The sequence below is a fragment of the Streptomyces sp. BK340 genome (assembly GCF_007827595.1).
GTDB lineage: Bacteria > Actinomycetota > Actinomycetes > Streptomycetales > Streptomycetaceae > Streptomyces.
Genome location: NZ_VISR01000036.1, coordinates 81,049 through 94,394, shown reverse-complemented (window position 1 = coordinate 94,394; position 13,346 = coordinate 81,049). Strand labels below are relative to the sequence as shown.

14 protein-coding genes, 1 tRNA gene and 4 pseudogenes are annotated in these 13,346 nt (G+C 68.5%); 7 read left to right on the top strand and 12 right to left on the bottom strand.

Going from position 1 to position 13,346, the window contains the following annotated elements; all coding sequences use genetic code 11:
• Positions 1-300: 300 nt before the first annotated feature.
• From FB157_RS47775 to FB157_RS49750, 6 genes and pseudogenes are all read right to left on the bottom strand, one after another.
• On the bottom strand, positions 301-462 hold the full coding sequence (locus FB157_RS47775) for a hypothetical protein (RefSeq protein ID WP_186581923.1): 162 nt from the start codon (positions 460-462) through the stop codon (positions 301-303).
• Between the two features lie 9 nt (positions 463-471).
• Positions 472-687, bottom strand: a pseudogene (locus tag FB157_RS49765) (VOC family protein); the annotation flags it as partial.
• 109 nt (positions 688-796) lie between these two features.
• Positions 797-1,918 (bottom strand): NAD(P)/FAD-dependent oxidoreductase, encoded by a 1,122-nt coding sequence (locus FB157_RS41615; RefSeq protein WP_145886191.1) that lies wholly within the window; start codon positions 1,916-1,918, stop codon positions 797-799.
• Positions 1,919-1,974: 56 nt separating this feature from the next.
• Positions 1,975-2,406, bottom strand: a pseudogene (locus FB157_RS49760) (Clp protease N-terminal domain-containing protein); the annotation flags it as partial.
• 164 nt (positions 2,407-2,570) lie between these two features.
• Positions 2,571-2,721 (bottom strand): annotated as a pseudogene (locus FB157_RS49755) (Clp protease N-terminal domain-containing protein); the annotation flags it as partial.
• Between the two features lie 62 nt (positions 2,722-2,783).
• A pseudogene (locus tag FB157_RS49750) lies at positions 2,784-2,946 on the bottom strand (Clp protease N-terminal domain-containing protein); the annotation flags it as partial.
• A gap of 68 nt (positions 2,947-3,014) precedes the next feature.
• On the opposite strand from FB157_RS49750, the gene FB157_RS41605 reads away from it, so the two are divergent.
• Together FB157_RS41605 and FB157_RS41600 are read left to right on the top strand one after the other, a co-directional pair.
• Entirely contained in the window at positions 3,015-3,374 is a 360-nt protein-coding gene (locus FB157_RS41605; protein ID WP_145886187.1) for an excisionase, read from the top strand.
• A gap of 416 nt (positions 3,375-3,790) precedes the next feature.
• Positions 3,791-4,624, top strand: a complete 834-nt coding sequence (locus FB157_RS41600) for a transposase (protein WP_261386879.1) — start codon at positions 3,791-3,793, stop codon at positions 4,622-4,624.
• 54 nt (positions 4,625-4,678) lie between these two features.
• Here the strand turns inward: FB157_RS41600 and FB157_RS41595 are convergent, their stop codons facing one another.
• Both FB157_RS41595 and FB157_RS41590 read right to left on the bottom strand, forming a co-directional pair.
• A complete protein-coding gene (locus FB157_RS41595) occupies positions 4,679-5,323 on the bottom strand; it encodes a hypothetical protein (protein WP_145886184.1) in 645 nt (214 codons plus the stop codon).
• A gap of 579 nt (positions 5,324-5,902) precedes the next feature.
• Positions 5,903-6,814 carry an ADP-ribosylglycohydrolase family protein gene (locus tag FB157_RS41590; RefSeq protein WP_145886182.1) on the bottom strand — a complete coding sequence of 304 codons (912 nt, stop codon included), beginning with the start codon at positions 6,812-6,814 and terminating at the stop codon, positions 5,903-5,905.
• 267 nt (positions 6,815-7,081) lie between these two features.
• On the opposite strand from FB157_RS41590, the gene FB157_RS41585 reads away from it, so the two are divergent.
• The 3 genes from FB157_RS41585 to FB157_RS41575 all read left to right on the top strand — a co-directional run bounded on the left by FB157_RS41585 (position 7,082) and on the right by FB157_RS41575 (position 8,755).
• On the top strand, positions 7,082-7,510 hold the full coding sequence (locus FB157_RS41585) for a hypothetical protein (protein WP_145886180.1): 429 nt from the start codon (positions 7,082-7,084) through the stop codon (positions 7,508-7,510).
• 246 nt (positions 7,511-7,756) lie between these two features.
• Positions 7,757-8,125, top strand: a complete 369-nt coding sequence (locus FB157_RS41580; RefSeq protein ID WP_145886178.1) for a hypothetical protein — start codon at positions 7,757-7,759, stop codon at positions 8,123-8,125.
• Between the two features lie 315 nt (positions 8,126-8,440).
• Positions 8,441-8,755 carry a hypothetical protein gene (locus FB157_RS41575; RefSeq protein ID WP_261386877.1) on the top strand — a complete coding sequence of 105 codons (315 nt, stop codon included), beginning with the start codon at positions 8,441-8,443 and terminating at the stop codon, positions 8,753-8,755.
• Positions 8,756-8,843: 88 nt separating this feature from the next.
• Here the strand turns inward: FB157_RS41575 and FB157_RS41570 are convergent.
• From FB157_RS41570 to FB157_RS41555, 3 genes are all read right to left on the bottom strand, one after another.
• Positions 8,844-8,920: transfer RNA gene (locus tag FB157_RS41570), tRNA-Met, on the bottom strand.
• 159 nt (positions 8,921-9,079) lie between these two features.
• Positions 9,080-9,346 carry a hypothetical protein gene (locus FB157_RS41565; RefSeq protein ID WP_261386876.1) on the bottom strand — a complete coding sequence of 89 codons (267 nt, stop codon included), beginning with the start codon at positions 9,344-9,346 and terminating at the stop codon, positions 9,080-9,082.
• A 343-nt stretch (positions 9,347-9,689) separates the two neighbouring features.
• On the bottom strand, positions 9,690-10,055 hold the full coding sequence (locus FB157_RS41555) for a hypothetical protein (protein ID WP_145886174.1): 366 nt from the start codon (positions 10,053-10,055) through the stop codon (positions 9,690-9,692).
• Between the two features lie 299 nt (positions 10,056-10,354).
• On the opposite strand from FB157_RS41555, the gene FB157_RS41550 reads away from it, so the two are divergent.
• Entirely contained in the window at positions 10,355-10,819 is a 465-nt protein-coding gene (locus FB157_RS41550) for a GNAT family N-acetyltransferase (RefSeq protein WP_145886172.1), read from the top strand.
• Positions 10,820-10,979: 160 nt separating this feature from the next.
• Here FB157_RS41550 and FB157_RS41545 read toward each other — a convergent pair whose 3' ends face one another.
• The gene (locus FB157_RS41545) at positions 10,980-12,191 is read right to left on the bottom strand and encodes an aromatic acid exporter family protein (RefSeq protein WP_186581922.1); all 1,212 of its coding nucleotides are present in this window, start codon (positions 12,189-12,191) and stop codon (positions 10,980-10,982) included.
• A 337-nt stretch (positions 12,192-12,528) separates the two neighbouring features.
• Here FB157_RS41545 and FB157_RS41540 point away from each other — a divergent pair, with 337 nt between their 5' ends.
• A complete protein-coding gene (locus FB157_RS41540; RefSeq protein WP_145886168.1) occupies positions 12,529-12,840 on the top strand; it encodes a hypothetical protein in 312 nt (103 codons plus the stop codon).
• Positions 12,841-13,346: the final 506 nt, after the last annotated feature.

Genomic DNA, 13,346 nt, shown 5'->3' with positions numbered 1-13,346 from the left:
GCTCCAGTACCGCCCCGACGTCCTCGACGGCTGCTTCACCGGCACCGGCCTCCGGCGCCAATCAGCATGACGACATCACGCATTCAAGGTCAGTAACTTCGCTGAGCCGCGATGAGTTGACCGGTCAGGTATCTCAGGGTGCGGGTGGGCAGATCTATCGATGAGGGGTAGGCAAGCACGCGAAGATCCTGGCGGCACGGGTGATCCTGGTCGAGATACCGTCTACCAGGAGCTCCGCTGCGTCCAGCGCTGCTGCAGGCCCTCAATTCCCTTCATCTGTAGTCAGGTTGGAAGTTGATCTCAGTGGCTTGGGCGCTGAGGGTCGCTGGCCACCCCTGTCTCCCGACCGCTGAGCGTGGCGTCCAGGGTCTGCTGGGCCGTGCGCATCGCCTCGGCGTACTTCGGCTCGGACATGCGCTGCCAGGCAAGGTCCGGCGCGATGTGCTCGACCCGACTCATCACCCACCAAATGTTGCCGAACGGGTCCCGCACCCTGCCGCCACGATCCCCCCACGCACTGTCAGCAGCTTCGGTGACCACGTGTGCCCCGTGCGCAACAGCAGCGGCCATGCCGGCGTCCGCGTCCGGGAGCACGGTGCAACGCTGGTGTAGCCCTCGGGTGCAGTCTGACCCATCGGTGTCGCCCCCTCCTGTGGTTCTTCGTGACGTAACGAGACTAGGGATCAACTAGGACAGCCCTGTTCCTAGATGAGTCCGGAATCAGCACGACCTTCGTCAGCCCCTCGTCGTAGCCGTCCTCCCCTCGAACTTCGCGCTGAGGATGAAAAAGGCCCATTCAGCCAGGTTGGAAGAAAGCGAGCATGTTCCGGCCGGCATCCGGCGACATCAGCATTTCCTGGATGCGCGCGGACTGCCGACCGGCGGCGCCGGTGCGTTCGAACATCTCGCGTTCGTATTCCTTGACGGCGGCGGGAAAGTCGTCCGCGTGCGCGGCCAGCGCGAGACCGAGCAGGGCGCCGTCGAGCAGCGCCATGTTGGCGCCCTGCCCCACCGGCGGCATCAGGTGCGCGGCATCGCCGAGCAGTGTGACGCCTGGCCTCGACGGCCAGGTCAGGCCGACCGGGAGAGTGGTGATCGACCGCGGCAGGACCGTGTCGTCGCAGGCGGCGATCAGTGCGGTGAACCGTGAGTCCCAGCCGGTGAACAGGTCGATCAGTCGCCCCCGGGCGACAGCCGGGTCGCCGAACGGGATCCCACTGGTCGCGAACCAGTCCTCGGCGGTGTCGTAGAAGCTGAGATAGATCCGTACGCGGCCGTCGCCGTTGCGCTGGGCCGACAGGGATTGTCCGTTGCCGAGCACCCAGCAGTTGCCGCGCCCAACCATCGCCGCGAGGTCGGGGTGAGTGCGGTCGATGTCGGGAATGCCGAGCTCAACGACGTATTGGCCGGTGGGCACTGGTCGGGCGTCGGTGAGCAGCGCGCGGACCCGGGAGTCCGCGCCGTCGGCGCCGACCAGCAGGTCGTACGTCGCGCTGCTGCCGTCGGCGAAGTGCAGCAGGCCATTGCCGGCGGATTCGAGCGAGTGCCCCCAGCGCACCGCGTGTTCGGGCAGAGAGTCCAGCAGCACGTTGCGCAGATCGGCGCGGTCGACCTCTGGTCGATCGAGCGGGGCGTCGTCGGGCGTGTCCTCCTGCAGTAGCAGAGTGCCGTCCGGCTCGAGAAGTCGTAGGTCCTGGCCCGCACGACGGGCAATCGCGTGGAACTCATCGATCAGACCGGCCTCGCGCATCGCCCGCTGCCCGGTCCCGGAGTGCAGATCGAGCATGCCGCCCTGACCGCGCGCGTAGCGTGCCGATTCACGTTCGTACACGACGGCGTCGATGCCGTTGACATACAGCACACGGGCAAGGGCCAGGCCGCCCAAGCCGGCTCCGACGATGGTGACGGTTGCGCTCACCAAGTCCCCGTCCTTGCCTGACCCACCGCCAGGTTCCGGCCCGCTGATCAGCCGCTTCACCGGCGGAGCCGGGGCGTGAGAACCGTGCGCACGGCCTTGGCCACCTTGCCCGCGGCAGATCCGTCCTCCTCTTCGGGTTCCGGTTCGAGCATGCGCTGAATCTGCAGCAGCAGTTCGTTGGTCGACCGCCAGAGCGGGACGAACATGCCGACGACCGGCCCGACGCCCTGGATCGGGCCGCCGGACAGCTCGGTGAGGTTCTTGGCGATCGTGACCGTCGTCGGGTCCCGCAGGATCAGGTGCACCTCATCGTCGACCAGCCGGATCTCCATCTTGCGGGCGGCGGCCTCCTCCGGGTTCGCGTCCGTGGTCGTCTCCGGATCCAGCTCGTCGATCTTGGCGGCGACCGCGTCCGGGTCGACCCCGAGTTCGCGTAGCGCCCTGGCCGCCATGCTGTTCTCCACCCGCAGCATCGCCTCGAGCAGGTGATGGCTGCCGACCGGTGAGCCACCGGCCAGTGCGCTGGCGGTGGACAAGGTGTCCTCGGTGGCAGGGGTGCCGGTTGGCCATGGGCCGGCCGCGACATCCTGTGATCCCTCTGCTGATGCGAGCACCGCGGCACGGATCTTGCTGATCGGATCGATCCGTTCGGCAAGCACCTTCGCGCCGACGCCCTCACCCTCCCTGACCAGGGCGAGCAGGATGTGTTCCGTTCCGATGTCGTTGTGGTGCAGCTGCTGCGCCTCGCGCAGGGCGAGTTCCAGTGTCTTCTTCGCGGGCGGTGCGAACGGGATGTGGCCCCTCAGCTCCTTCGTGCCGGGCTTGACCACCGCGGCGATGTCGACCTGTGCCGTCTCCTTGTCGTACCCGAGCCGGTGCAGAACCTTCGCAGCCATGCTGTCCGGCACGTCGAGCAGCCCCAACAGGATGTGCTCCGTGCCGATGTGGCTGTGCTTGAGCAGCCTCGCCTGCTCCTGGGCCGCGACGACCGCCTGACGGGCTTTCACCGTGAACCTTTCAAAAGTCATGGTTCCATGGTCCCAACCATGTCAATACACTGCCATTGATAGGGTCACCGTGCTGGAGGGAGGGTGTGATGGAGACACCGTCGGACTGGGAGGACCGCCTCGCGCGCTGGCAGAACGAGCTGGAGCTGTTCGAGCAACTGGACGAGACACCCTGGGTCACGTTGGCCAAGGCCGAAGCCGAGACCAGCGTTTCCCGCTCGGCCCTGCGGTCCTGGTACCGCAACGGCGAGATCCAGTCCCGGCTGGTGGACGGCCCCAACGGGCCGCAGCGCCTGGTCCGGCTGGACGCGGTGATCGAGCGCGCCGCCGCGTCACCGCGCATTCAGCGCAGGGCGGAGCGAGAAGTCAGCCTGGAAGCCCAGGTCACCCTGCTACGGCACCGAGTTGACCAGCTTGAGCTGCGACTGGCCGCGCTGGAGCGGAAGTGACCGGCGCGAGCAGCACCATGCCATCGGTCCGCACGGGTGCCAACGTCGCAGGATCCGCCCGTTCGTCGACGGCCAGGGCGTAAAGCCGGTCCAGCGGCATCCAGTGGGGGAACGGCCTGGCACCGAGCTCGGGGTGGTCGGGCGGCACGACCATCACGTCCGCTGTCGTCTCCAAGGCGGCCATGGGCTGCAACTCCAACTGCCCCTCCGGGCAGGCTCACTGGGATGCCGACGGCGTTGCGCAGGCATGATGGGCTAACGACCTCGTGCACGGTTAGCCGTGGCTCGGCGCCCGGGTAGCTCGTTGGACCATGCATGGTGGGGGCTGGGGCGCGCGAGTTGATCGCGGCGGAGTACCGGGTCACCGGGCTGTCGCCCATGGTGATTGCTGAACTCATTGCTGAGGTAGGGCCGTTGTGGCACGAACGGCAGCAGGCACGCCTGGTGGCTCGGCCGCGGCGACGGGCCGTAGGGCTGGGGCGAAGCACAAGTTCGTCTTCGTCGACCGACTGCCGGCCACTCCGGTGAGTCTGCGCCATGGCACCACTCATGTCGTGCTGGCCTGCTGGTTCGGCGTGGACCGCTCCACCCTCACGCGCGCCATCGGCGAGGTACGGCCCCTGCTCGCGCAGCGGGGATGCACCGTCGCGCCGGACGTCCGGCTGCGTACTCTTGCCGAGGTCGTCGAGTATCTGGGTGTCGACGGTCGGACCGGGATCATCGACGGCACAGAGATCCGTGTACGACGCGCGGCCGCAGGCCGCAAGGACCGGGACAAGTTCGTCTCCGGAAAGACCAAGCAGAACGCCGTGAAGTTCATGGTCCTCACGGACGCGGACGGGCGCGTACTGTTCTGCAGCCCGGTCCGGCCGGGCAGCTGCGCCGACATCACCCAGGCCCGACAGCTCGGACTGGCCCAGCTCCTGGCCGACGGTCCGTTCATGGAGATCCTCGCGGACGCCGGTTACCAGGGCATGGGAGCGCAGACCGGCGGACGTGTGGTGACGCCGCCACATCGCAAGTTCAAGAAGAATGCTCCCGCCTGGTACGAGGAACGGCACGAACTCCAGCGCAAGGCGCACCCCTCACGGCGTATCCGCGTCGAGCACGGCATTGCACACCTCAAAAACTGGCGGGCTCTCGCTCGCCACCATGGCCGACGCGAACACATGAGTGACATCGTCCAAGCCGTCGCCGGTCTGCTCTCACACCAGCAGACCGCCACCCTCGACGACGCCCTTCGAGCGTGAATACCGACAACGCCACACTCCTCGATGTGCCACGGCTAACCGTGCACGAGGTCGTTAGTCGGAGAGGCCGAGTTCGTGGAACTCCAGTCCGTCCGGGCCGAGTCCGGTGTTCTCCGCGTGCTCGGCCATGCGCGCGGCGTACTCGGGATCCTCGGCGAGCGAGGTGTAGGTGTCGAAGTCCAGATCCAGGACGTCGGCCAGGTCCGCGAGGTACACGTCGAGACCGGGGTACATCACGGCCACGTACGGCAGGTCGTCGATATCGGTCACCAGCACCGGGTACTCGCCCGTGGAGTCCGGCGAGCCCAGGTAGAGCAGGCGGCGCGAGTCGCTGCCGCCGACAAGCGGCAGGCACACGGCGGGCAGCAGTTCCTCGAAGTCGCCGAACAGCGCGGCCATGCCGCCGCAGGAGCCGTACATCCACTCCGCCGTCGCCCCCAGCCCCCGGTCGCCGAGGACGGGCTCGGCCGGGTCCTCGTACCAGCCGACGTCGGCGAGCCAGGAGCCGTCGAAGGCCAGCCAGCGGCGCAGGCTGGGCGGCAGCGGCCGGCCGCCGGGCAGCCTCAGCCGGTCGAGCACCTCGGGCGCCAGCGGCACAGGTTCATCGAGGTCCGGGGCGTCGCAGGTGGGCCAGCCCTGCTCCCGGACCCGTTCGATCACCCGGTCGATCAGCGCGGCGCCGTGCATGTCCTCGTTCATGCGGTGCACTGTGCCACGGGCCACTGACAACGCAGGCCCCAGGCCATCTCTTCCGGATCTTGCCTGACCCGCGCCGCCCGGCACCGCACCTCGCTGCGTCGGCGGAGCACCAGGTACGTCCAGTACGCAGGCGCCCCGCCAACAGCCGATGCTTCCCCTCGGCCCTGCGAGCCCGGGGAGACCTCAGGGCACCGTACGACGCGGGCTTGACCGGCAAGTGCCGCAGTACATGGGACGAGCCCGCCACTCGTGTCTTCCAGCACACCACCCCAAATGCGGCCCTTGCGGAGGGCGCGGTCAGCGCGGGCGCCGGCCGTACGTGGCGCTGGACGACCACGACCAGTACCGCAGACTCGTACGGGCCTCGCAGCGAAGCCACTGATCGCTCGCCGCGGCGCTGAACACTGCTCCCGCCCGGGCACCCAACGCCGGCCCGTGGAGCGCGCGTTCGCCCATCCGAACTGGTTCCGCCGTCTGCGGATCCGCTGGGAGATCCGCGACGACATCCACCAAACCTTCCTGACCCTCGGATGCGCTCCCACCTGCTGGAGACGCCTGAACTCATCCCGAGAGGAGTTCCTACTCCGTGACGACCGGGGGCAGCGGTTCACAGGCTGCGTGCCAGGCAGGGGGGAGGGCAGCGACGCCCGTGCGGGCGGCGATCACCCCGCCCGCGATGGCGCAGGTGGTGTCGATGTCGCCGCGACCGGCAACCGTGAACCACAGGCCCTCGTGCAGGTCGTCGAGGTGCCCCGCCGCGCACCACAGGGCGTACGGGACGGTGTCGGGCCCTGACATCTGGTACCCGGAGCCCAGCACCTCCGCGGCATGCCGAACCGAGGTGCGATCCGGCATCCTGGCCGCGACCCGCACTCCCGACCGGACGTCGCTGTCGGGGAGCCGTTCGGCGACAGCCTGGAGGAAATCCGACCTGGCCGGGGCGTCCTCGCCCCGGCTGCGGGTGGCCAGCGCCGCGGCGAGGGCGACCGCCACCGCTCCAGTGACCGCCTCCGGGTGGTGGTGCGAGACCGCGCCCTGGCGGGCGGCCTGCTCAGCGACCGCATCGAGGTCGGCGGAGTGCCAGGCGCCGAGCGGGGCGGCGCGCATGGCTGCGCCGTTGCCCCAGGAGCCTTGGCCGCCGAACTGTCCGGCGACCACCTCCTGCCAGGGCTCGCCCGCGCCGATCCGGCGGAGCACGTCATGCATCGAGGCCCCGTACCCGCGGTGCGTGTCGTCGGCGTAGGCTGCCGCGAAGCGCAGGGCGAGGCGGTCCTGGTCGACGGTGCCGCCACCCTCGGCGAGTTCCCGGACGAGAACGAGCGCTTGGGCGGTGTCGTCACTCCACCGCCACAGCGGTTCGGGAGGCAACGTCCGCGCCTCCAGGCCTGCCGGCCCGTCCCGGCGCAGGATGCCGAACCACCGGTCACCGAAGGCGTCGCCGAACGCGAGCCCGTACAACGAATCCAGCACAGCAGTGGGCACGGTGATCATCGGGACAGTTTCGCAGCGCGGCGGCGCTTCTGCGCTCTGTTTTTGGAGCGGAAGGCTTCCGATCCGGACATGCTGCTGGGTCGTGGATTGCGCGATGACTCTCCGCACAGGGTCACCGATTCTGCCGGGCCGTGCCGCCGTGCCACCGCCGCTTTCCTGTCGGCCGTGAGAGTCCGTGAGCCCTCGGGCAAAGCGGCCTGGTCTGTTCGTGTGACAGGGGCTGGCGCCGCGCAGAGCCCCTCTCTCCAGCCGCCGCATAGTAGCAGCATGACTACCAATCAGGCCGACGAGCTGTCCGTTCTGCAAGCCCCCCAAGCGGCGATCATGGCCCGACAGCTTGTGGAGTCAGTGGGCAACCACCAGATGAGGAGGGCGACGGTGGTCCTCGCCTCCTTCCGCGGCGGCTACTGGCTGCGCCGGTTCATCGAGGAGCCCGCGCTGGACGCCGTAGAGCCGTACGACCGCCCGACCTCGGTCAACTGGGCGGGTGTCCTGAAGCTGCTGCGCACGCCCGCGCTGCTGGACGACAACCGCCGAGAGCCCGGCACCATGGGCCCCCATCTGACCGTGCTGCAGATCGCCGCATCGCTTGCCGCAGGTCACCCCCTTGACCTGCGGCGGGCGGCCATGCAGCTCTCCGGCGCGGAATGGAGGGACGTCCTGCTGAGGATGGAGTCGGCCGCCGACTTCGTATGATGCCCGGGCGGCGCGCGCAGAATGCCGCGCAGCTGCACCGCGAGCTCGCAGGCGGAGGAGGAGACGCCTCGGAAGCTTCCGTCCGATCCGACGACGCCCCGAACAGCCGGCGCGTTCCTGCCTCGGGCCCGGCGGTGACCGCAACGCCTTGGACTGACCCGACTGCATTACAGTGCGCTGCCCGGACGGCTGACCTGGCGTCCCGGCTGCGCCGCGTTGTCAGTGCCTCCTGCGACGGTGGGGGACATGACGCCCACCACCGTGGAACCCGTCCCCGACGTACTGATCGCGATGCTGCGCCGGCCTGTGTGGAACACTCTCGCCGAGCGGGCCGACGGTATCCGCCGCTCCCTGCCCGTGCGCCCGGAGACGGCTGTGGAACGCCTTGTCTGGCTGCGGTCGCTGAGCCCTGAGCAGGCGCGCCGGGCCGCCCTCCTTGACCGCCTGGACGCGCTGTGCGAGCACCTCGTCGGCCGCCCGGCTCTCGGCTATGGCGCCGACGATCCGATGCCGGAGGCGGCCCTGCAGGAGGCCGAGGGGTTCAACCGGCAGCTCACGGCCCTCATCGCCGCCTACCGGGCCGCTCGTGGGGTTGCGGTTACGGCGGCCGGATAGTGCGGTCACCGCGAGCCGCGTGGTGACGAGAGCAGCCGGCTATCCGACGCGAGCGGTTCGCCACCCTCGCCCGCTAGGGGGCGGATCCCTGCGTGCACAGCTGCATCACGGCAGAAGCAGGAGCGAGCCGTGCGCCCGGGTGATGGGCGACTGCACCGAAGGGCAGGAATGACGTATGCGCCGCCACAACGGGTGCCCGCAAGGGACGGCCGCGGCGCTGCGGGAGCAGGTGGCCGAGCGGCGGCATGGCCTTCTTTCGGACAGTACTGGCTGGTAGGGGAGGTGCGGTGGGTGGTCCAGGGCATGATCGCAGTCATGTCCCGTGAGAGTGATGCTGCCTGCCTGGTGTGGGAGGTCCAGCTGTACGAACCGTTCAGCCGTGTGTGGATCAGCAAGGGCTACGGACGTGCGACCACCGACGCGGACCCGGCCGAGTTCTGCCGTGCCGTCTTGGCCGGTCATCTCGCGCGCGGTCCGGTCCGATGTGGGGAAACGTTCCGGGCGGTCGTCCGCACCGGCAACGGCGAGAGCCTGACCGTCACAGCGGACGAACTTCCCACCCGGAGTCGGACGGTGGATCCAGCCCTCTGCCAGATGCTGCCCACCTACCTCCGCGACGCGCTCGCCTGACCCCGTACCCCGTCCCCTGTTCCACAGGCCCGGCGCTCCACATGCTTCCGGCCCCCCTCGACGCTGGTGTCGAGGAGGGCCGGTGCGTTGGTAGCGGGGACAGGATTTGAACCTGCGACCTCTGGGTTATGAGCCCAGCGAGCTACCGAGCTGCTCCACCCCGCGTCGGTGCGCCCAGTCTACGTCACGCGCCAGGCACCACCGGACACGGGCCGGGACTCGACAATCTCCGCGCGCCGCTACGACAGCCGCAGCAACCGTGGGGAACGCACGGCAGAACGCGTCCCACGCGTGCGCAAGCCCCGCGCGGCCGCTCCGCGGTCGTCACCGTCTCGGTCTCGCGACGGCGTAGGCCACGGTGCCGGCAACCGTGAGGACCAGGACCGTCCAGGTGCCCACGACCGCGCCGCAGAACGGCACGTGCGCCGCTCTGCGGGGAACCCAGCGGATCGCGGCCGTCCGGTCCAGCGCGAGGTCCTGCCCGCTGAGCCCGATCCAGGCTGCCATCGCCTCCGCAGCGAGGACGAGCACGGGCAGCCGCGGATCACCGGGCTCGCCGCTGCTGCCCCGGACGAGTGCCCACGCAGCCACCGCGCTGATCATCACCGCGACGAGCGACGCGGGAACCTGACGCGAACGCGAGTACAGGGTCAGTCATCTCACCGGGACGCACCGCCTTTCAGCGCGTCGAACGCATCGCCCTTGCAGGAGAGCGCGGCGGCGCGCATCGCGTCGATCCGCGCGAGCTGCTCGGCCCGCGGCAGCGCCCTGAGTCCAGCACTTCCGCTCCAAGGACGAACTTGTCGCCGCCGTGCTGAGACAGCGCGACGACGAGTGGTGCACACGTCTGCGAGATCTCGCTGCCACGGCACCCACGGCACAACCGCGGCCCCGCGTCGCCGTTCATGTCCGGAGAGTCGCCTCGCCTACCTGGTCAGGCGAGATCTGTCAGGTCCTCCGCGAACACCTGCGAGAGCGGCTGCGGTCCCACATACTGCTGGCAGTTGCACTGGCCGGCCTCGAAACGCAGCGGCTTCTTGTTCTCATCCCAGGCCACCGGCACCTCGACGCGCTCGTGACACTGGCCCTGCTTGTCGTGCTTGGCGAGATGGTGCGTGCATCCGCACACCGGCTCCGGAGACTTGTTCGCTGCTTCGACGGCCAAACGATCCTGTCTCGCCGCCTCCAGCAGCTGCAACTTGCGCTCATGCCGATTGCGCAGTGCGGTGCGGACGTTGTCCGCTGCCCACGCGAAGCCACCCGTCCAGAAGACGATGAGAACCCACCAGAACCAGTCCATGCGCTGTCCTTCCCCCTGTGCTGCTGCGGACCAGGATAGATGGCTCATCGGAAGCGCGTTCGCATTGTCACCAGGCGGTGCTGAGTGCTGCCATTGATGCGGTGCGTGTCGATCCCGCCTGGCAGCCGGCCGGTTCCAAGGAGCGGCCCACTTGAACTGAGCACTCATCACGATGATGACCGGACGCCTCAGCCGAAGGAACTCCCGAACCGACGACTGGACAAGAAGCACCGCCCCGTCGGCTGATCACAGGCACCACGCTCCGAAAATCACTTGCAGTGCCTGCTTGGAGTGCGGACATGCCGTCTTCGCCGCACCTGCAAGAGATCACCGCTGACAACTTTGAGACCGCCATCAACCTGAGGGTCCGCCCCGACCAGGAACACCTGCTGGCACCCGTGGTGAAGTCGCTTGCCGAGGCATACGTCCATCCCGGCACCGCATGGCCCCGGCTGATCTGCGATGACGACGAAGTCGTCGGGTTCCTCATGGCTTTCTTCGACATCGACTGGACCGGCCGGGGCACCGACTTCCGCTCCGGACTCTGGCGTCTCAACATCGCGGACGGAATGCAGGGCCGAGGATACGGACGCTTCGCAGTGGAGTCCGTAGTCGACGAGATCCGGCGCCGAGGAGGCACGCGCCTGACGACCACCTGGCATCCCGGAGCGGACGGCCCAACTGGCTTCTACCTGGCACTCGGCTTCCGACCGACCGGAGAGACCAGCGGGGACCAAACGGTGGGCGTGTTGGAACTGAGCTGAACCCGCCCTTCCGCCGCGCCTGAATGGATCACGCGCGACGGTCTCCCCGGCACAGGGAAGCCAGTCGATCGCTGGGGAACGACCCGATCGAGGGGTGCTGGTCGTGCTTCCTCTGCCCGCCGGTGGTCGAAAGGTGCCTCACGCGGGTGGGTTCGCTCGGTCAGTGATTGTCCCTGCGGTCCAGGTCGGCCAGCAGCCTTTCCACGTCGGTCATGAGTGAGCCGTAGACGTGCCATGCGCCCGGCTTGGTGAGCCTGCCCTGGCCGATCATGTCGGTCATCGTGTGGTGCCAGGTGAGGGTGCCGTCGATCGCGCTGCGCAGCCGCTCCCGGGGAGATGCGCTCGGTGGGCCCGGCACAGGGTGGGCTTCGACGAATCCATGGACGGCTGCCGCGGCCAGTTGCAGAGCCTCGGCGTACTGGTCGAGGAACTGCTGCCCCAGGTGGTGATCGGAGTGGTCGTCGTGGGCGCTGTCGGCCAGGGTGCGCGCGATTCCTCGAACCTGGATCGACACGCCGCGCAAGACTCTGAACGCATCCGCATCTGTGTGGGTCATGCCCTTGCGCCGCGTGTGTGCGATGCAGCGCGTGTTCCAGCGCAGGCTCTCGTCAGCCTGCTGTACCTGTTCCTCTGCATGTGTGAGGCGCTTGTCCAGGTTGCGGGCCTGGTGCAGCCAGGCGTGGGCCTTCGAGGTGAGCTGTCGCCGAGCGAGGCCGGCACCCATGTCGTGCAGCAGTGTTCCCAGGGCGTGGGCGAGGTCGCGTACCGCGGAATCGGATTCGTTCAGGTACAGCGGAGGCAGGACCAGGGCGTTCACCGCGATACCCACGGCCGCGCCGGAGAGCGTTTGGAGTACGGGGGACAAGAGATGGCCCATGGGATCGGTTGCGGTGGCGGTCAGTGCGATCACCGCTGTCGAGGCGACCTGGAGACGGTCGTCGGTGGTGCGGCGGGGACCGGCCAGGACCGCGATGACCGCAATGACTGCCACGGCGCCCACGGTCGATCCCAGGAACCGGGCAGTCGCGAGGGCGAGGACCAGGCCGGCGACCCTTGCCACTACGCTTTGCGCTGCCTTCCTCACGGACTGGTACACGGTGGAGGCATTGACCATGAGCACGGCCGTGGCGACCGCCAGGTAGGGCTGGTGCTCAGCGGCCCAGGGGGCCACGACCGCCCAGGTCAGTAGGGCGGCAATGACGGTCTTGACGCCGTGCACCGCATGATCGCCTCGCTTGCTGCGAGTCCGGCGGGTGAGGGTACGCGTCAGTTGCGTGATCGTCACCGCCGTGCGGTCCCGCGAGATGGTTGAATCTTGCACGATGTCGATAGTGGCACCGCCTGTCCGTTTTGGCCTCGTGACGTCGGACACGATTGCGCGGCGATATCTCCGGATGTATCGCCATTGCCGCGCTCGACAAGCCCCCTCCCTGGTCGGGCTCGCCCCTGTCCGGCGCGGCGGGTGGAGTCCCGGGTGCGCGCCGCACTGCGGCGAGACCTGTCACGAGTGGTCGCGGACCGGGGCGGACCCGTAGTGCGAGGAGCGGCACCGCTTCGCCTGCTCATTCCCTGCGATCCGGTGATTTGTTTCACCGCAGTAGTTTATTGTTCAACTATATGGGTTGTGTGTAGCTTCCGTGGCGCGGTAGCAGCGGCGGTTTTCACCGCTCGCAGTGACCAGACCAATGGTTGCGCAAGGAGGAAGAACGATGAAGAAGATCATGTGGCGTATTTCGAGTGCGGGTATTTCCGCTGTTCTGGCGGGAGGTGCGCTCTTGGCCGCCGGCGGCTCTGCAACTGCGGCCACATACAGGGTCAATGAGCCCACCAAGGTGGTTGTCGGTGAAAGCCAGAACCGACCCGGGTACGGAAGCCGGAGCGACGACTACCGGCATGCCGGCGAGCAGCGGGGGGCGCACGACCTCCCTGACCCCTGGGTCGCGGGCCAGTTGACGGTGTTCAACCCCTGGATCTCCGACCAGTTGGCGACGTTCGTGCCCTCCGACCACGTCGTTCGGTGAGACTTCACGAACGACTGGAGCGCGGCATCCATGCGCACTCGGTTCTCCTGGTCGAGAACCCCTGCCGCTGACCGTGGTTGCGCGGCGCCTTGGCCGAACTCCCGCATCCCGCCCGCTGTCAGATGTCGCTGACCCGATGGACCGGGCGATCCGCCGAACCCGCCTGCAACGTCGCCCACGAGTACACGCTTCTGCGCGACCGGAACACCGGGAGCCTTGCACCGGACGGGACGGCGTTCCCGACTTCCGGCATGCCGTCCGGCGACACCGCATGCTGGAACGGATTCGAGAGGCGGCGCGCGCGGGCCGGAAGGTCACACGCGCGGAGCAAGGCTCGCAAGCCTCGAAGTGGGTCCGGTCGGGAGCTCGACCAGCCACGGTTCCGGCGTTCCCCGAGGCTGGAACAGACCGGTGGCCGCCCTCCGGTCGGCAACGGCTGGAAACGTGATGATCACGCCACAGCTCCCCACCGGGAGGGAACACCCCATGAACGACACCACAGCCTC

Coding starts and splice junctions, on each gene's coding strand:
- FB157_RS41605 (WP_145886187.1), top strand. CDS start 3,015: ATGGAGACACCGTCGGACTGGGAGGACCGCCTCGCGCGCTGGCAGAAC.
- FB157_RS41595 (WP_145886184.1), bottom strand. CDS start 5,323: ATGAACGAGGACATGCACGGCGCCGCGCTGATCGACCGGGTGATCGAA.
- FB157_RS41590 (WP_145886182.1), bottom strand. CDS start 6,814: ATGATCACCGTGCCCACTGCTGTGCTGGATTCGTTGTACGGGCTCGCG.
- FB157_RS41585 (WP_145886180.1), top strand. CDS start 7,082: ATGACTACCAATCAGGCCGACGAGCTGTCCGTTCTGCAAGCCCCCCAA.
- FB157_RS41580 (WP_145886178.1), top strand. CDS start 7,757: ATGACGCCCACCACCGTGGAACCCGTCCCCGACGTACTGATCGCGATG.
- FB157_RS41575 (WP_261386877.1), top strand. CDS start 8,441: ATGTCCCGTGAGAGTGATGCTGCCTGCCTGGTGTGGGAGGTCCAGCTG.
- FB157_RS41555 (WP_145886174.1), bottom strand. CDS start 10,055: ATGGACTGGTTCTGGTGGGTTCTCATCGTCTTCTGGACGGGTGGCTTC.
- FB157_RS41550 (WP_145886172.1), top strand. CDS start 10,355: ATGCCGTCTTCGCCGCACCTGCAAGAGATCACCGCTGACAACTTTGAG.
- FB157_RS41540 (WP_145886168.1), top strand. CDS start 12,529: ATGAAGAAGATCATGTGGCGTATTTCGAGTGCGGGTATTTCCGCTGTT.